This is a genomic window from Bacteroides sp. DH3716P (assembly GCF_025914115.1).
In the GTDB taxonomy this organism is placed as follows: Bacteria; Bacteroidota; Bacteroidia; order Bacteroidales; family Bacteroidaceae; genus Bacteroides; species Bacteroides ovatus.
Genome location: NZ_CP083673.1, coordinates 5,677,828 through 5,695,434, shown reverse-complemented (window position 1 = coordinate 5,695,434; position 17,607 = coordinate 5,677,828). Strand labels below are relative to the sequence as shown.

The window sequence follows — 17,607 nt, the reverse complement described above, 5'->3', positions numbered from 1 at the left end:
TTAATTCAGACAGAAGAACATAAGAACAAAAAATAAAATAGCAGTTAAATAAACAACAGAAATAATTTTCAAAGCGCAGCATTTATGTTCTTTTGTTCTTATGTCTGAAATTTTTCTCGCTCTTATGTCTAAAAATTAATTAGCGTTTATTTAAAACGGGAGGTATCTACTTCTTCCCTTTTCTTCTCTTTGTATCCCCCAAACTTATAGTTAAACGAAACGCCGAATGTACGGGTGGTCCGCATATAATGGTTCTTTACATTCTGCAATCCGTAGCGAACTTGTGTCGAAACGGTAGAAGTGTTGAATATATCATCACACTTCAAGGTTAGTTGTGCTTTTCCTTTTGCAAAGGTGTAACGAAGTGCCGCATCCAGGTTTCCCGAACGGGGAAGATCGAAAATACCCTGGATGGCTCTATTTTGATAGAATCCGGTCAAAGTGAATTTTAAGTCGGGTTTTGTGGAAAGGGTAAAGGTGTTGTTCATCGTCAACACAAATGTATATAGTTTACGGTCAAACGGGATATCCCAAAAATCACTGTCTTTTTGGCGATAGCGAAAGCCGATGGCTGTAATACGGGAGTCCAGCCATTTTTTTACCTTGAAGGGAACTGTCATCATTAATCCGGCCTGCGATGAAAAATCAAAGTTGAAGAGCTTGTAAATCTCCACCAAACGTTCAGGTGACTGGTAAAGGGTTTGCATTTCGTTGTTTTTTGTATAGCTATAAAAGGCAGAAAAGACGTACTTGCTTTTCAATATATAAGTGAAACTCGTTTCATAGTTCGTTGCAGGTTTAAGATAGGGATTACCTTGAATTTCAGAATAGGCTCCCATGTAAGAAATAGAGTTCTGCACGCTCCAGTATTCAGGATATTCCTTATCACTACTCAATGAGAGTTGCAGGACATGTCCGGCGGCAGGCATATAAGTCAGATTAGCTACCGGATAGAGGCTCCATCCATTCCAGATATCTGTATGATATTGCTCTGCTGCCAGGGAAACATCGGCCGAGAGTTTATCGCCAAAGCTCTTATTCAGTCCTGCATAAACATTCAGGGTTTGTTCGCGACGGCGGGAGGCCATATTATTATCCGGCAGTAAGTGGTCTGTTTCAGGATCGTAATATTTCTGGTAACTATGGTCTAAGGCGGTCGTGTAAGCCATACCATAATTCAATCCCCACCCTTTGCCTAAGGTATGTTCTTGCCCGGCATAAAAACGCCATTGATTGATTTGTTGTTTATCGCGGCTTAAGAAATTCATTGTCTCTGTTCCCATCGTGCTATATAATAATTGGCTGCCAGGAGAATGATAGGATGTAAATGCCACTCCAGCTTTCAGCCCGAAAGGGGTTTGATAATCTAACTTTGCGTTATGGAGCTGGCTGTCTCCCTGTGAATCGGTAACAGAGTTTTGCGCACCGGTAGCTATGGAATAATGTTTGGAATCGGTAAAAGCTGTTGTGTAGACCAGGCTTAACAGATGATCTTCTGCTAGAGAGTAATCCATTCCGAGACGTATCTGATGACTGTTGGTACGGGAAGTCATTATTTCATCCATATCCATCTGATGCGCTGAACCATCGGCTAATGTGTGAAGTGCTTCTTTCTCCGTAATCCTTCGGTCACGATCATAAGAGTAAGAGTAAAGAAGATCTGCAGAGAATTTACGTCCGGAGTACAGAAGACTTCCACGTTCTGCCAAAGATTCGTAGTGATGTTGGTTAAAAGCTGTATAGAGTTCTCCTTGAAGGGAAGATGCTTGTCCTGTGCCGGGTGCTAATATCAGGTTAATCATCGGTCCGCGTACCTGATAGCGTGCCGGAGCGGAATACATCACTTCCGCCTTTTCAATCCGGCTGACAGGAATCGATTTTAATAAAGCATCCAATTGTTCGGCAGACAGAGTGGTCACTTTTCCGTTGATGACAACAGTTACCTCCTGTCCTCCCAACATCAGACTATTATTCATATTTACTATACCCGGAAGATTTTTCACAACATCATAGGCATTATCCACAGGCAGGTTGCCCACCAGTCTCGGCACGTCATACACGAGTTTGCCTTGTTCGGCTTTCACGATAGGGCGTTCACCTATAATCATCACTTCGGGCAGTTCCTGAAACAAACTATCCATATAACCTATATTCTTGATACTGTCGACAGGTTCCTGTGACTGTTGTCCGACTTGTGCTGTAGCGGATATCCACACACATAGAAGAGACATAAATAGTAAATTAATCCGTTTCATTTCGTCTTTATTTTTGGAATACGACAAAATACGGTAGAAAAAATGAAAATTTGCGTTATCACTGGCTTATCTAGTGTTATTTAGTCTTATCAAAGAGAAGAATAAGAATAGTTTCCTATTATCTTTGTCAGTATGAAATTACCACTAAAACATATTGTCATACTGGTTATCTGCTCATTAATCGGAATCTTTGTTTATCAAGCTTATTGGTTGACAGGGCTTTACCGGTCTATGAAGATGGAAATGGAGAGCAATATCAGAGATGCGATGCGGACGAGTGACTTTAACGAGGTCGTGCTCCGGGTAAATGATTTGCAAAAAGATAATGTGGAACACGGTTCGCTGACGGTATCAGCCGGATATGATGCGGACGGCAATTCATTAGTGACTAAACAAACGATTTCTTATACGGATAGTAGCCGTCAGGATACGATACACTCCCGGACAGAAACTACTACGGATACGGTAAAGGCCGTTGGTAACGCTCCGGAAGATTCTACACCTGTTGCAAGTAGCGAGAACGGGCTGGATGTGTTATTGAAAAAGCAAGATTCGCTAAAGGAGCTGTTAATGAGTATTCAGCAGGGTATTCATTCGGGTGTGGACACTTATATAGATGTCAACCTGCAGCGATATGACAGTTTGCTCACCCATGTGATGAAAGAGCATAATCTCTCTATTCCTCATCACACTCTTTTGATTTATACCGGAATCAGTGCCGATTCTTCCATTGTATATACCGATACATTAGGTATTGCGGGAGATAGCAGTTATATTCCCAGTCCCAAGGCAATCCGCTATGACTATGAATTTAATATGCATCACAGCCAACGCTACCAACTGGTGTTCGAGCCGATCAATTCATTGGTGTTAAAGCAGATGACAGGTATTCTGGTCACTTCATTTGTAATTCTTCTGATTCTCGGATTCTCTTTCTGGTTCCTTATCCGGACGCTTCTGAAACAGAAAACGCTGGATGAAATGAAAAGTGATTTTACCAATAATATCACGCACGAATTAAAGACTCCCATTGCCGTAGCCTATGCGGCTAATGACGCATTACTGAACTTTAACCAGGCGGAAGAGAAAAGCAAGCGCGACCAGTATCTACGCATCAGTCAGGAGCAGTTGCAAAGGCTTAGCGGGCTGGTGGAACAGATTTTATCCATGGGAATGGAGCGTCGCAAAACGTTTCGTTTGCATCCGGAGGAAATCAACCTGAAGGAGTTGATTACTCCGCTCATGGAGCAGCACCAGCTAAAAGCGGACAAGCCTGTACATATCGAATTGGATATTCAACCGGAAACGCTTGTCATTGTAGCCGACCGTACGCATTTCAGCAACATCATCAGTAACCTGATAGATAATGCAGTGAAATACTCGAAAGAGGAAGCCGAATTGTCTATTTCCTGCCGACAGACTGGGGGGACAGTAACCGTCAGCGTTACCGACCGGGGAATCGGGATTCCACTTGATAAACAAAAGCACATATTTGATAAATTCTACCGGGTCCCGACGGGTAATCTTCATAATATAAAAGGTTACGGACTAGGACTGTTCTATGTCAAGAGTATGGTCGAAAAACATGGAGGAACTATCACCGTAAAAAGTGAACCGGACAAAGGAAGCACTTTTACCATTACTTTATAAACCCATAAAATCATGAGTAAAAACAAAATTACCGTATTACTGGTAGAAGACGAACAGACGCTCGCCATGATTATCAAGGATACACTTGAAGAAAATGATTTTATCATTCATACGGCGAATGACGGTGAGGAAGGACTAAGCCTTTTCTTCGAACTTCATCCGGATGTACTTGTAGCCGATGTGATGATGCCGAAAATGGATGGCTTTGAAATGGTACGTCGCATCCGCCAGACGGATAAACAGACTCCTGTCTTATTCCTGACTGCCCGTTCGGCCATCAATGATGTGGTGGAGGGGTTTGAACTCGGAGCGAATGATTACCTGAAAAAACCTTTCGGTATACAAGAGCTGATTATCCGAATCAAAGCACTGATGGGAAAGGCTTTTCTCTTCACAGAGAATAAGGTTGCCAATCATTTTGAGATAGGAAGTTATCTGTTTGATCCTGTTGCACAAACTTTATTACACGCAGGAACGAGACAGGAACTCTCTCATCGTGAATCGGAAATCTTGAAACGGCTTTGCGAAAACCGGAATCAGGTGGTCAACACGCAGGATGTCTTGCTCGAACTTTGGGGAGACGACAGTTTTTTCAATTCCCGAAGCTTGCATGTGTTCATTACCAAATTGCGGCATAAACTCTCGCAAGATGAACAGATACGTATTGTCAATGTACGGGGAATCGGTTATAAACTGATTGTCAACTAAACTCTTTAACACCGCAAAGTGCCATGAATAAAAGACAGTTCACAGGATTTATGTTTTTACTTTGTACCTGTACCGCATTTGCGCAACAGGTGGAAGTAAAAAAGGATAGCATCGGCCGTGCGGTTCTTCTGCCACCGGAGCAAAAGCAGCCATTAAATATGGATAAGGAGGGCTTCATCTTACCCGATATGAATATAACGCCGAACGACAGGAAGCCAACCATTCAAACGGATAGCATGACGCTTCATATATCTCCTCCCGAATTTATGGATACTCCCTGGCCTACTCCCAGACTGGGTACTTCTTTCGATCCCTTCAGCCGTGACTATAATCGGTCGGATATTTTCGGGATCAATGCTAACAGCTATTTAAGTACGTATAGTTTGCATAATACGTATCCTACCATGGGGACGCATATTCAGGTAGGTGCCATTTATACGTATGCCCCTAATGAACGATGGGAGCTTTCAGGTGGGCTGTTCAGTGCCAAGTACACAATGCCTTCTTTCCAACATGGTGCCAGAAATGATTTTGGTTTTAGCGGTTCGGCCGCTTACCGGATTAATAAATTTCTGCGTATACGGGCTTTCGGCGAATATTCTGTGAATGGCGAACGAAATGCTTCGCAGGGATATCTCACTCCTATCTATCCGCAAAGCGGTTATGGCATGATGCTTGAAATCAAGTTCAACGATTATATCGAACTCCATGGAGGTATGGAACGCTCATACAACCCGATGAAAAGGAAATGGGAGACGGCTCCTGTCGTTTATCCGGTGATTAAATTGAAAAGATAAGTTTTTTTCTAAGAAAACATAACGGAAGCGGATAGTCAGGTGGAAATTATCTATCTTTGTGGTAAATCAACCTTTACGAAGATGAAAAAACTGATTCTATTTCTTTCGCTGATATTATCGGTCGGTTTTGCATCCGCACAGTCGGAAATTCCTTCCGATAGTATTCGTCGTGCTCCATCTACCAATATCAAAGAGTTTGGTGGTTTTCTGCTGGATATGGGGTTAATGAACGTAGCAACTCCCGAACTTCCCAAGTTTAATTTAGATATGCCTAATATGACGAAAGATTATAATCAGCTCTTTCGTTTAAACACGGATATTACCTATTCTCAAGGATTCACCGACTCTTTTTCTTCGTCTTCTTACTCCGGGTTTGCCGGTTTTGGATACGGATATGGTTGGGGATTGTCTTCTTCTCCACAGTTTATGCAGATGGGATCTTTCAAACTGAAAAACGGAATGAGAATCAATACTTACGGAGATTACAACAAGGATGGCTGGCGGGTGCCTAACCGTAGCGCTATGCCTTGGGAAAGGAATAATTTCCGGGGAGCGTTCGAACTGAAATCTGCCAATGGTAATTTCGGAATACGAATTGAGGTGCAGCAAGGAAGAAATGTTCCTTATTAAATAATAATTAGGCACGGATTACACGTATGTCACGGTCTTTAGGGTTATCATTGCTGAAAAATAACCGCGTTAATCCGTGTAATCCGTGCCTAAAAAATAGCAATTAATTAGTGGCAGGTACTTATTAAAATCAGGAAAATCAGAAGGCTTTGTCTGCCGCACTGATTGCATTGGCTATACGGTCACACCACGAATCAAATTCCGGATCGGGTGTTTGAGTTTCCGGATGAGAAAGCATATAATGTACAGCTTGCCGCAATCCGTCCGCCATAGAGATATGGCATATAAAATCTGGGACGAGCCGCTTTATCTTCGAATTATCGAAAACAACCGTAGCCGCTTTATCTCCTAAGAGTTCCCCCCTGAAATCATAATGATCGCTATGTTTGGCAAGGAAATCGGATGCTACGTGCAATGCGTTCAGAGGTTTGCCTAACGCATCGGCGATTGTCTGGTAAATCTGATTCCAAGTCATACTTTCATCGGTAGTGATATGAAAAGCGTTCCCAATGGCATGTGGATTCGCCATCAGTCCGACATAGCCTTTGGCAAAATCTTTGGAGTGAGTCAGTGTCCACAAAGAGGAGCCATCACCGGGAATAATGACAGGTTTTCCGTCAAGAATCCGTTTGAGAATCTGCCAGTTTCCCTTATCTCCATGTACGGCTACGGGAGGTTTGGTTCCGTTATAGGTATGGCTGGGACGAACGATGGTCACCGGAAAGCCACTTGTCCGGTAGGCTGACATCAATACTTCTTCCGCTTCTATCTTGTTTCTGGAATACTGCCAGTAGGGATTGACCAGAGGGGTGCTTTCGGTAATGCGATAATCGGTTAATGGCTTTTGATAGGCAGAGGCACTGCTGATAAAGATGTATTGCCGCGTTTTATTCTGAAACAGGCGGATATCACGCTTTACGTCTTCTGCCGTATAACCGATGAATTGCGCAACCACATCGTAATGTTCAAGTGCGATGGCTTTTGCCACAGCTTCTTCATCATTAATATCCGCAATGATACTGTGAATTCCTTCCGGCATTTTTTTTGAGCCGCGGTTAAGGAGAGTAATCTCCCACCCTCTCTGTTGCGCCAATGCAACTACATCTGTACTGATAGTACCCGTTCCTCCAATGAATAATGCTTTCATAAAACCTGTTTTTTTATATTCTCCGGAGCAAATATATCAATTCCATGACTTACTTCCAGCAATCATTGCCATTTATTTTTCCGCCCGCAAGTTTATGTAGTATACAGATTACTGATTCTTGTACCCTTATTACTGATTTGAGGTATGAAATAAAAAAGATACCTCCAAATGTTTTATCTTTGTATCAGATTAATAACAAAGCATATGGATGAAATAACAAAAATTGAAACCGTCGATCAGTATGACCAGTTGTTTGGACTGGAGACATTGCACCCTTTAGTTAATGTAATCGACTTCTCAAAAGCTACCAAGTCGGTTGAGTATATCCGTATGAACATCGGATTCTATTGTCTGTTCCTGAAAGATGCCAAATGCGGGGATCTCACATACGGACGTAAGAATTACGATTATCAGGAAGGAACGGTTGTCTGTATGGCACCGGGACAAGTGAGCGGAATAGACAACCGTAACCGAACGGCTCCCCGTACCAAGTCGATTGGGGTTTTATTCCACCCCGATTTAATCCGTGGAACTTCATTAGGACAGAATATCAAAAACTATACTTTTTTCTCTTACGAGGTAAATGAGGCATTGCATCTTTCAGATCAGGAAAGAGAAATCGTAACCGATTGCATACATAAAATCCGGCTCGAACTGGAGCATACTATCGACAAGCATAGCAAGCAACTTATCGTACGGAATATCGAACTGCTATTGGATTACTGTATGCGTTTCTACGAACGGCAGTTCATTACACGCAATCAGGCGAATAAAGATATAGTCGTTAAATTCGAGCAATTACTGGACGAATATTTCCAAAATCAGGTGGCAATGACCGAAGGACTGCCATCCGTGAAATACTTTGCAGACAAGGCATGCCTCTCTCCTAATTATTTCGGGGACCTGATAAAGAAGGAAACCGGAAAAACTGCACAGGAATATATCCAGTGCCGGATTATCGAACTGGCCAAAGAAAGAATACTGGAAGGTGTTCAAACTGTCAGCCAGGTAGCTTATGAACTGGGATTTCAATATCCACAGCACTTCAGTCGGTTATTTAAAAAGCATGTCGGCTGCACCCCGAACGAATATAAACAAAAAAACTAGACGTATTTTAGATACAGGAGTCTCAACATCATGGGAGATAAAGTACTCAAAATAGGAACCGTGCATCAATGCAATTGTTGCCTGGGGAGTAAGACACTACACCCGCTGGTAAGTGTCATCGATCTCTCAAAGGCTGACTTGTCAGCTCATGCGGGCATCAAGTTCGACTTTTATACGATTCTATTGAGTGAGTGTAAATGTGAAGCGTATATGTATGGTCACCAGTATTATGATTTTTCGGATGGTACTTTGCTCTTCCTTAGTCCCGGAGAGTCTATCAATATGAAGGAAAACAGTAAGAATTTTCCTTCCAAAGGATGGATATTGGCTTTTCATCCCGATCTGATTTGTGGCACTCCGCTCGGACTTAATATACATAACTATACTTTCTTCTCTTATCTGCCTGAAGAAGCATTACATATATCTTTGCGCGAGAAGCAAATCATTCTGGGGTTTATGGATAAAATAAACCAGGAACTCGAACGTTGCATTGACCGACATAGCAAGAAGATAGTTTCCAAGTATATAGAATTATTGCTGGATTACTGTATCCGTTTCTACGAACGCCAATTCATTACACGTAATGAAGCGAATAAAACGATTATCAAACAATTCGATAAAATCATAAATAACCATTTCGAGACGAAACAGGTACCGACTGTCGATATACTTTCACATAAGTATTGCGCGAACCTGCTTCATTTGTCTCCTGAATATTTCAACGACTTACTGAAGTATGAAACGGGGAAATCATTTAAAGAGTATATCGAGTTCAAACGCTTCGAGATTGCCAAAGATTGGTTGGTGAATACTGATAAAACAATCAATCAGATAACGCAAGAGCTGGGTTTTCAGAATCCACAGTATTTCAGCCGGTTATTTAAGAAAATCACAGGTTGTTCTCCGAATGATTTCAGGATACCTAATTGAAAGTATATGTCAAAGGGATTAGAGGAAGATAAAGCAATCAAAAAGTCTTAATAAAATTTGAATTGGAATATCAAATTCTTAATCTATGTTATGAAACATACTTTTTTTCTTGGAATATTTGCTAATTTCGCAATAGTCCGTATCTTTGCAATGTGTTTTTCATAGTATTAGATTTAAGGTTAACAAAGGTTGGAGCAAGGCGTTGCTCCTTTTTTTTATGTCTATACGTAAGCTCTCTCCTTTTTCTTATTCATGATAATATAGGAATTACGCTATTTTTCAATAACTTTGCAAAAAGAGAGATGTCAATTATGTCTCGATAAGACAGATCAAAAGGTTCTCTTTTTACGTTACATATAAAAAGATTATTTAATCCTTGTAGAATAATGGAAACAATGCAACCATATTATCGTCTGATGAAATCAATCCTCTTTGTATTATTTCTTTCTTTTGGCATGATTTCATGTGAGAAAGAGGATCCTGTTTCTACCTCTCCAACTACAAGGCAAACGGATGACTCAACTACTGATCCGACAGATCCCGATCCGACTGATCCTGTTGTTCGTTCGAATAATGAACAGACGGTGTTCATGTATCTACCCTGGTCGAACAATCTCACTTCTTTTTTCTATCAGAACATTGCCGATTTGAAAAGTATCATCGGAAACAATATATTGAAGAATGAACGGGTGATCGTATTTATATGTACATCGGCCACCAAAGCCACTCTCTCCGAACTTGTCTATGAGAATGGCAAAAGTGTACAGAAGACTTTAAAAAACTACGATTATCCGGATCCTACCTATACAACCGCAGAGGGCATCACTTCTATTTTGAACGATGTACAAACCTATGCTCCCGCCAAACGATATGCAATGATTATCGGATGTCACGGAATGGGATGGATACCTGTATCGAGAGCAGTTTCACGCAGCAGCTTGCAGATTAGTAAAAAGCACTGGGATTATGAACATGCACCGATGACACGTTTTTTTGGAGGAACACAAACGAAATATCAAACTGATATTACTACGCTTGCCGGAGGTATTTCGAACGCGGGCCTAAAGATGGAATATATACTTTTCGATGACTGCTATATGTCTACGGTAGAGGTTGCCTATGACCTTAAAAACGTAACAAGCCACTTGATAGCTTCTACAAGTGAAATAATGGCCTATGGGATGCCATACGACAAGATAGGCCAGTACTTAATCGGAAATATAGATTACGAAAAGGTCTGTGACGGTTTCTATTCTTTTTATTCAAATTATGTGACTCCCTGCGGAACAATCGGTGTTACTGATTGCTCGGAATTAGACAACCTGGCGGCTATTATGAAAGAAATAAATCAGCGTTATACGTTTAACGAAGAATTAACGGGCGAATTACAAAGATTAGACGGATATACGCCTACCATATTCTTTGATTACGGCGATTACGTTTCCAAACTATGTTCCGATCCGGATCTATTAGAACAATTCAACGAACAGCTGAAACGCACTGTACCCTTTAAAAGGAATACCAAACAGTATTTTACAGCAATCTCTTCCTCCTACTATGGAGAAAGAATTGATATCAATACTTTCTCCGGAATCACGATTTCCGACCCAAGCACTAATCCGGGTGCTTCAAAAAAGAACGAAACAGCGTGGTATATTGCCACTCATTAAATCTACTCTAAGAAGCATACGGTGGTAGAGAGTTGATTCTTCACATGTGGTCTGTCAAATCTCTTAATAAAAATTGAATTGAGAAAACCAATTCTTAATCAATGTTATAAAACATACTTTTTTTCTTGGATTATTTGCTAATTTCGCAATAGTCTGTATCTTTGCATTGTGTTTTTCATAGTATTAGATTTAAGGTTAACAAAGGTTGGAGCAAGGCGTTGCTCCTTTTTTTATGTCCATACGCTAGATACTCCTTTAAACATGGCATGACATTATCCCTTAATCACCGCCATTGGAGCCAGCTCCACCAACGGCTTCACCAAGTCCCGCTCATTCGCTATCACTTGCGCAATATCTTTATAAGCTCCCGGTGCTTCATCCAGTTCGTTCTGCGAACGAAGTCCGTGAATGATACCTTGCTGATCCATTCTCTCCTTCTCTTCATCCAGTGACAAACGGCGACAGGCATCCTTTCTTCCCATTAATCGACCTGCACCATGCGAACAGCTTTTGAAACTCTCCGGATTACCCAGTCCCTCAACAATATAAGACTTGGTACCCATAGATCCGGGGATAATACCGATCTCGCCCTCATAGGCACGCGTAGCACCTTTTCGGTGTACAATCACATCCTGATCGAAGTGATTCTCCCAAGCTGCATAGTTATGGGCAATATTAATCATAGGATCAAAGTCCGTTTCAGGTTTCACTGCCTGGATGGCTTCACAAATACGAGTCATCATCAACTGACGGTTGGCAAAGGCAAAGGCCACACAGTAATTCATTTCACGGAAATAATCCTTTGCCATCTGTGTCTCCATTGGCAGGTAAGCTAGTCCCGATACCATTTCAGAATACCATTTCTCATTCCAATATTGCGCAATCTTATTATAGTGATTGGCAACCTTCAAACCAATGTTACGGCTTCCGGAGTGAATCATCACCCAAACATCAGACGTCGCGGTATCTTTTTGAATCTCAATAAAGTGATTTCCACCTCCCAGAGTTCCTATCTGCTTCAAACAAGCCTCGTACTGATTCTTCAAAACAGGCATCTCTTCAAAGTCGAATCCTTGCGGAAGCAATTCCTGATCCTGCTTTTTATTCTGATGATCGAATCCCAAAGGAACAACTGCACGAATCTTCGACATAATGGAAGTCAAATCCGTATAACTAAAACCTTCCGCTTTTAGATTCGTCTTAATCGCACACATACCACAACCGATATCCACTCCCACAGCATTGGGAACAATCACGCTATTGGTAGCCAACACACCGCCAATAGGCATTCCTTTTCCCGCATGCGCATCAGGCATGATGACAATATGTTTAAATGCAAAAGGCAGTGAAGTCAAATCCATGATCTGCGACATACAAGAGTCCTCTACTTCATCCAACCAAAGTTTAGCGGGTAAACGTGTTCCCATAATTACTTTTTCCATACATCTTTTCTTTTATCAATTCATATAAATCTCGTTATCGGGAGCAAAGTAAGAAGGGAAGTACGAAATCTATTTGCGTAGTTGATATTATTTTTTATTTTTGTAGAAATAATCTATAACATCTATATATAGAACCTAATGAAGAAGATATTAATTATCGGCGCCAACGGATTCACCGGACGCCAGATTGTAAATGATTTATCTGCTTGTAAACAATACAAGCTGACGGGCTGCTCCCTGCATCCGGATATTCTTCCCAATAACGCGGAGGATTATCGTTTCATCGAAACAGATATACGGAATGAAGCGGACGTTAGTCATCTCTTCAAAGAGGTTCAACCCGATGTAGTCATTAATTGCTCCGCTCTGTCCGTGCCGGACTATTGCGAAACGCATCATGAAGAAGCCTATCTTACCAATGTTACCGCAGTAGGCCAACTGGCCGATTTATGCGAAGAATACAAAAGCCGGTTCATTCATTTATCTACGGACTTTGTTTTTGATGGAAAGATAAACGAAACTGCCGGGCTGTTATATACAGAAAAAGACCTCCCTGCCCCGGTCAACTACTACGGATATACCAAATGGAAAGGAGAAGAGAGAGTGGCAGAAACTTGCAGCAGTTATGCCATTGTCCGTGTAGAAATCGTTTATGGCAAGGCACTGCCGGGACAACACGGTAATATTGTACAGCTAGTAATGAACCGTCTGAAAGCCGGACAAGAAATACGTGTCGTATCCGATCAATGGCGGACACCAACCTATGTTGGAGACGTTTCGGATGGAGTGCTACGTTTAATAGAACATACGGCGAATGGCATCTTCCACATCTGTGGCGATGAATGTATGACCATTGCAGAGATTGCCTACCAGGTAGCAGATTATATGAAACTCGACCGTTCTCTTATCCATCCTACCACCACAGAAGAAATGAATGAAAGCACTCCCCGTCCCCGCTTCAGTGGTATGAGTATTGATAAAGCCCGGACAATGCTCGGATACAGGCCCCAAAAGTTAAAAGAAATTCTTGCGAACTGGGATAAATTATAAGGGAAAGAGCACATAACCAACTTTTTACAACCATCTATCTCGTTCCGGATATTCCTTTCTCTTTATTTATTGCATATTTATTTTGAAAATATGCAATAAATAACTATCTTTGCACCAAATTCAAAAAAGACCAATGATGAATCAAACATTACAATTACATAACGCTACTCTTTTTCTTGCAGGAATACCTATTTTCTGTAAGTCTTGTTGCGTGCATGTGCATTGGTTCAGTGGATTCATCTAAATTTCCCAACTATTTCTTTACAGGAACTACCTGCTGACTTGTTTTGTTAGCCATAGCAGTATTCCTTTCTGATTTTCAAGCAGATGTAACATCTTCTTTGAAAATTCTTTTGTGTGTTGTCAATCATCAGTTTAACCTAACCCCAAATATATACAATTATGTTCTCTATTATATCTACCATGTTTTTAGGAATCGGCATCGGCTATGTATTGCGTAACTGGAGTATTCTACAGAAGACAGAAAAGACAATTTCTCTTACAATATTCCTGTTGCTCTTTATTCTCGGTGTATCTATCGGTTCTAATAGCCTGATTGTGAACAATCTTGGTAAGTTCGGATGGCAAGCCATTGTTCTTGCTGTGTCCGGTGTATTGGGAAGCCTGATTGCTGCCCGTTTGGTACTACAATTATTTTTCAGGAAAGGAGGCGAACAATGAAAGGAAGTCTGATCGTTATAGTATTCTTTTGTGTAGGCTGTATCATGGGAGCTTTCAATAAGTTCGAGTTCGATACGCACACAGTTTCCATGTACATACTTTATGCATTAATGTTACAAGTAGGAATCAGCATCGGTTCCAATAAGAACCTGAAAGCCATTGTTTCACATTTGCACCCTAAAATGTTGCTGATTCCATTGGGAACAATTATCGGTACGCTGTTATTCTCCGCCCTGGCAAGTTTGCTATTGCGTCAATGGAGCGTGTTCGACTGTATGGCAGTGGGAAGTGGATTTGCCTACTATTCACTCTCTTCCATCCTTATCACCCAATTCAAAGAACCCTCCATAGGACTGCAACTGGCTACGGAACTGGGAACCATTGCCCTACTGACTAATATTTTCCGTGAGATGATGGCACTTCTTGGTACTCCAATCATCAAGAAGTACTTCGGGAAACTCGCTCCTATTTCAGCAGCAGGAGTCAACTCGATGGATGTACTGCTGCCTTCCATCACCAGATATTCAGGAAAAGAAATGATTCCCATCGCCATCCTGCACGGCATTCTGATTGACATCAGCGTTCCCGTTTTCGTTTCTTTCTTCTGTAATCTTTAACCCTGTCCGGGAATAATAACCTTATTTATTAATGCCCGGAAACAGCCAATACAAACTTGATATCAGCATAGGAGACATCGTCTCCTAATGCTACCTTTATAGCGAATATTCCCATGTATTCATGTTCATCCAAATACTTGCGAATCTTCGCTATATTTTCAGCTTTCACCACCTGCTCCACTTTGATCTTTCCCGAACGGACATAATGCTCCAGATGTCCGGCAATGGTTCCGGATACCAAATCACGAGCCTTGGCTATTTCATCTATATTCATTCCCTGACGGAACATTTCATAGCTAACCAACTTCGTATCTTTCTTCGCCTCCTTCTTTTTCTCCTTCTCCGCCTCTTTCTCCTGTTTCTCTGCCTCTTTCTGCAGCTTCGTCTTTCGTTGCCTTGCAGTATCATCACTATTACCGGAGGAGATTAACAGATCCGTCATCTCCGGTCTTTCCAATTGATTCTCCGCCACATACTTGCGGATAATACCCAGAATCTCAAGCCCGTATTTCTCTACTCCTTTCGCTCCAAAATAAGGTATTGCCTCCAAAGCTCTTGGACTATCCGGTAGCAGATTCACAATCCCCATCAATGCCTTTTGTTGCATAATCACATAAGCAGGAACATTCATCTCCCTTGTTTTAGCTGTTCTCCATTCAGACAGGGCACGATAAAGCTCCGGATGCAGAATATCCGTAGGAACTTCCACCTTTACCTTTTCAGCACTGCGTGTACGCTCTTTCCGTTCCTTGCGTTCTTTCTTCTCTTTCAAAGCCTTCGAAGAACCGGAGGACGTAGAATCATCTTCAAGGCTCAACATTACTTTAGCCTTCAACTTCAAATAATCCGTGATAGCAAACTTCCCTCTTGTAGACACAGCTTCCAACAAAGACTCTTTAATCCACAACGCATCATCCAGCGCCTGCATACGCTCTGCCAACAGCTTTCTCAACTCTTTATTATCAAGAGGCATATTAGTCTTATCATACAAAGCCCGAACCGGTTCCAACTCCTTATGAAAATATCCGGCACCGGAACGAATCCGCTCCTGCAACTCCTCATTCGCCGCATAATCCTCACTCTCATGTATCAACCGGGTATACTGATTGCGGAAACGTTGAGACACCTCCACAATCTTCTCTTTAACATGGGGAGCCAACGCCTTATATTCAGCCAACTGCTTCGGAAAGAGCTTGTACAAATCCTCATCCATAAGACGAAGCAACCGTTTATAAGCCTGATCGATCGAATAGAAATTAAACAAATCACTCAACAAATCAAAGAAATACGCCCTTTGCATATCATTCAACTGCTGGCTACCCGGCTTATTCTGCTCCACCGCTTTGGTGAAATTATCCACCGTAGCATCACTTATTATGGCTTCCCTGCGCAAAGGAGACTCCAACACCATACCCTCCAGCGTCTTGCAACGACTCAAAGCCACGTAAGTTTGTCCATGTGCAAAGGAATTCCGCGCATCAATAATAGCACGCTCAAATGTCAAACCCTGACTCTTATGTATCGTAATAGCCCACGCCAAACGAATAGGATACTGGCGGAACGTCCCCTCTATCACTTCAGTGATCTCCTTCGTCTCCTCATTCAACACATACTTATAATTCCCCCACTCTTCCGACAACAACTGAAATTCGGATCTATCCCCTTTACCACGCACCACAATACCCGTTTCATTAACCGCTACCACCTCACCAATCATACCGTTATAATACCGTTTCTCGGACGATGGATCATTCTTCAGGAACATTATCTGTGCTCCCTCCTTAATTGTCAGAAGTTTATCCGCAGGATACGAATATTCAGGAAAATCCCCCTCTATCTCGGCACTAAAATGATACGCCTTGCCGGGCAACGATGCCAGTTCGCAATCATTAACCCTCTGTGCCTGATTATTATGTGTCGTCAGACGAATATATCCCTCTTCTTTCTGCGGCTGAAAGCCGGGCTGATAACGACGGTTCAGTTCATTCAACACTTCATCATCCGCCTTATTCTCCCGAATTTTATTTAATAAAGAAAGGAAGAACGTATCACTCTGACGATATACTTTCTTGAGTTCAATCGTCATATATGCCGTTTCTTTCAATGCATGACTTGCAAAGAAATAAGGAGTCTCATAATACTTTCTCAAAAACTCCCACTCATTGTCTTTCACGACAGGCGCCAGCTGTTGCAAATCTCCAATCATCAACAGTTGCACCCCACCAAAAGGTTTCTCCCTATCGCGATACCTCCGCAGAGTTGCATCCACCGCATCCAACAAATCAGCACGCACCATACTGATCTCATCAATAACCAGCAAATCCATACTACGGATGATATTCCGCTTTTCTTTACTATAACGATAATGTGTCTGGGAAGAATTAAAGGTTGTTTCGGGCACAAAAGGAGCAAAAGACAACTGAAAGAAAGAATGAATCGTTACGCCTCCCGCATTGATAGCTGCAATCCCTGTCGGAGCCAATATGACCATGCGTTTGGGCGTATGTTCTTTCAATCGTCTAAGAAATGTCGTTTTCCCGGTTCCAGCTTTTCCGGTAAGAAATAAATGGGTGCCTGTATTTTCAATGAACTGCCAAGCAAGCTGCAGTTCCGGATTATTTTCCATGCTTTTCCAATTTTCGGTAAAGTTACTGAATATTCTTTTTCTTTCGTCTTGATACGAAAGAAAAAGAACCAAAAAGAAAGAATCAAGGCTGCGTTTTTCCGGCTACTCCGGTGCTTCCTCCGGCTAAAGGGCAGAAACTCGCTACGCTCAAACAGTCTGCCCTTTTTAACGCCGGAGAAACCACCTGCGCTTGACGCCGGAAAAACGAGGCCGGAAGACCTGCGGGTGGAAGCCTTACAATGTGGGAAGCTTTATTATTAAAAAACTCACCATATAAAAAGAGGACATAGAATAAAA

The 17,607-nt window shown here is 41.8% G+C and carries 14 protein-coding genes; 10 read left to right on the top strand and 4 right to left on the bottom strand.

Features of this window, described 5'->3' with window-relative positions; all coding sequences use genetic code 11:
* Positions 1 to 146: 146 nt before the first annotated feature.
* Positions 147 to 2,255 carry an outer membrane beta-barrel family protein gene (locus tag KQP79_RS21805; RefSeq protein WP_004295782.1) on the bottom strand — a complete coding sequence of 703 codons (2,109 nt, stop codon included), beginning with the start codon at positions 2,253 to 2,255 and terminating at the stop codon, positions 147 to 149.
* A gap of 132 nt (positions 2,256 to 2,387) precedes the next feature.
* Between KQP79_RS21805 and KQP79_RS21800 the strand changes: the two genes are divergently transcribed.
* From KQP79_RS21800 to KQP79_RS21785, 4 genes are all read left to right on the top strand, one after another.
* Positions 2,388 to 3,905, top strand: a complete 1,518-nt coding sequence (locus tag KQP79_RS21800; RefSeq protein WP_004295781.1) for a sensor histidine kinase — start codon at positions 2,388 to 2,390, stop codon at positions 3,903 to 3,905.
* A 12-nt stretch (positions 3,906 to 3,917) separates the two neighbouring features.
* On the top strand, positions 3,918 to 4,613 hold the full coding sequence (locus KQP79_RS21795) for a response regulator transcription factor (RefSeq protein WP_004295780.1): 696 nt from the start codon (positions 3,918 to 3,920) through the stop codon (positions 4,611 to 4,613).
* 23 nt (positions 4,614 to 4,636) lie between these two features.
* Complete coding sequence (locus KQP79_RS21790; RefSeq protein ID WP_004295779.1) at positions 4,637 to 5,410, top strand: hypothetical protein; 774 nt, start codon at positions 4,637 to 4,639, stop codon at positions 5,408 to 5,410.
* An 81-nt stretch (positions 5,411 to 5,491) separates the two neighbouring features.
* Entirely contained in the window at positions 5,492 to 6,040 is a 549-nt protein-coding gene (locus tag KQP79_RS21785) for a hypothetical protein (RefSeq protein WP_004295778.1), read from the top strand.
* A gap of 139 nt (positions 6,041 to 6,179) precedes the next feature.
* On the opposite strand, the gene KQP79_RS21780 is transcribed toward KQP79_RS21785, so the two are convergent.
* Complete coding sequence (locus tag KQP79_RS21780) at positions 6,180 to 7,187, bottom strand: SDR family oxidoreductase (RefSeq protein WP_004295777.1); 1,008 nt, start codon at positions 7,185 to 7,187, stop codon at positions 6,180 to 6,182.
* A gap of 204 nt (positions 7,188 to 7,391) precedes the next feature.
* Here KQP79_RS21780 and KQP79_RS21775 point away from each other — a divergent pair, with 204 nt between their 5' ends.
* The 3 genes from KQP79_RS21775 to KQP79_RS21765 all read left to right on the top strand — a co-directional run bounded on the left by KQP79_RS21775 (position 7,392) and on the right by KQP79_RS21765 (position 10,894).
* Positions 7,392 to 8,294 (top strand): helix-turn-helix domain-containing protein, encoded by a 903-nt coding sequence (locus tag KQP79_RS21775; RefSeq protein WP_004295775.1) that lies wholly within the window; start codon positions 7,392 to 7,394, stop codon positions 8,292 to 8,294.
* A gap of 30 nt (positions 8,295 to 8,324) precedes the next feature.
* The gene (locus tag KQP79_RS21770; RefSeq protein ID WP_004308870.1) at positions 8,325 to 9,224 is read left to right on the top strand and encodes a helix-turn-helix domain-containing protein; all 900 of its coding nucleotides are present in this window, start codon (positions 8,325 to 8,327) and stop codon (positions 9,222 to 9,224) included.
* Positions 9,225 to 9,610: 386 nt separating this feature from the next.
* Positions 9,611 to 10,894 (top strand): clostripain-related cysteine peptidase, encoded by a 1,284-nt coding sequence (locus KQP79_RS21765; protein ID WP_004308869.1) that lies wholly within the window; start codon positions 9,611 to 9,613, stop codon positions 10,892 to 10,894.
* A 272-nt stretch (positions 10,895 to 11,166) separates the two neighbouring features.
* Here KQP79_RS21765 and KQP79_RS21760 read toward each other — a convergent pair whose 3' ends face one another.
* The gene (locus KQP79_RS21760) at positions 11,167 to 12,336 is read right to left on the bottom strand and encodes an RtcB family protein (protein WP_004308868.1); all 1,170 of its coding nucleotides are present in this window, start codon (positions 12,334 to 12,336) and stop codon (positions 11,167 to 11,169) included.
* 138 nt (positions 12,337 to 12,474) lie between these two features.
* On the opposite strand from KQP79_RS21760, the gene KQP79_RS21755 reads away from it, so the two are divergent.
* The 3 genes from KQP79_RS21755 (at position 12,475) to KQP79_RS21745 (ending at position 14,684) form a co-directional block, all read left to right on the top strand.
* Complete coding sequence (locus tag KQP79_RS21755) at positions 12,475 to 13,386, top strand: SDR family oxidoreductase (protein ID WP_004308867.1); 912 nt, start codon at positions 12,475 to 12,477, stop codon at positions 13,384 to 13,386.
* 402 nt (positions 13,387 to 13,788) lie between these two features.
* Positions 13,789 to 14,067: a LysO family transporter gene (locus KQP79_RS21750; RefSeq protein WP_004303461.1), complete on the top strand. Its 279-nt coding sequence runs from the start codon at positions 13,789 to 13,791 to the stop codon at positions 14,065 to 14,067.
* Entirely contained in the window at positions 14,064 to 14,684 is a 621-nt protein-coding gene (locus tag KQP79_RS21745; protein WP_004295766.1) for a lysine exporter LysO family protein, read from the top strand. The genes KQP79_RS21750 and KQP79_RS21745 overlap by 4 nt, the downstream gene beginning before the upstream one ends.
* A gap of 28 nt (positions 14,685 to 14,712) precedes the next feature.
* Here KQP79_RS21745 and KQP79_RS21740 read toward each other — a convergent pair whose 3' ends face one another.
* Entirely contained in the window at positions 14,713 to 17,310 is a 2,598-nt protein-coding gene (locus KQP79_RS21740) for a helix-turn-helix domain-containing protein (RefSeq protein ID WP_022199401.1), read from the bottom strand.
* Between the last annotated feature and the right edge of the window lie 297 nt (positions 17,311 to 17,607).

Bases quoted from the DNA above. Each gene is read 5' to 3' on its own strand.
- KQP79_RS21805 (WP_004295782.1), bottom strand. From the start codon at position 2,255: ATGAAACGGATTAATTTACTATTTATGTCTCTTCTATGTGTGTGGATA.
- KQP79_RS21800 (WP_004295781.1), top strand. From the start codon at position 2,388: ATGAAATTACCACTAAAACATATTGTCATACTGGTTATCTGCTCATTA.
- KQP79_RS21795 (WP_004295780.1), top strand. From the start codon at position 3,918: ATGAGTAAAAACAAAATTACCGTATTACTGGTAGAAGACGAACAGACG.
- KQP79_RS21790 (WP_004295779.1), top strand. From the start codon at position 4,637: ATGAATAAAAGACAGTTCACAGGATTTATGTTTTTACTTTGTACCTGT.
- KQP79_RS21785 (WP_004295778.1), top strand. From the start codon at position 5,492: ATGAAAAAACTGATTCTATTTCTTTCGCTGATATTATCGGTCGGTTTT.
- KQP79_RS21780 (WP_004295777.1), bottom strand. From the start codon at position 7,187: ATGAAAGCATTATTCATTGGAGGAACGGGTACTATCAGTACAGATGTA.
- KQP79_RS21775 (WP_004295775.1), top strand. From the start codon at position 7,392: ATGGATGAAATAACAAAAATTGAAACCGTCGATCAGTATGACCAGTTG.
- KQP79_RS21770 (WP_004308870.1), top strand. From the start codon at position 8,325: ATGGGAGATAAAGTACTCAAAATAGGAACCGTGCATCAATGCAATTGT.
- KQP79_RS21765 (WP_004308869.1), top strand. From the start codon at position 9,611: ATGGAAACAATGCAACCATATTATCGTCTGATGAAATCAATCCTCTTT.
- KQP79_RS21760 (WP_004308868.1), bottom strand. From the start codon at position 12,336: ATGGAAAAAGTAATTATGGGAACACGTTTACCCGCTAAACTTTGGTTG.
- KQP79_RS21755 (WP_004308867.1), top strand. From the start codon at position 12,475: ATGAAGAAGATATTAATTATCGGCGCCAACGGATTCACCGGACGCCAG.
- KQP79_RS21750 (WP_004303461.1), top strand. From the start codon at position 13,789: ATGTTCTCTATTATATCTACCATGTTTTTAGGAATCGGCATCGGCTAT.
- KQP79_RS21745 (WP_004295766.1), top strand. From the start codon at position 14,064: ATGAAAGGAAGTCTGATCGTTATAGTATTCTTTTGTGTAGGCTGTATC.
- KQP79_RS21740 (WP_022199401.1), bottom strand. From the start codon at position 17,310: ATGGAAAATAATCCGGAACTGCAGCTTGCTTGGCAGTTCATTGAAAAT.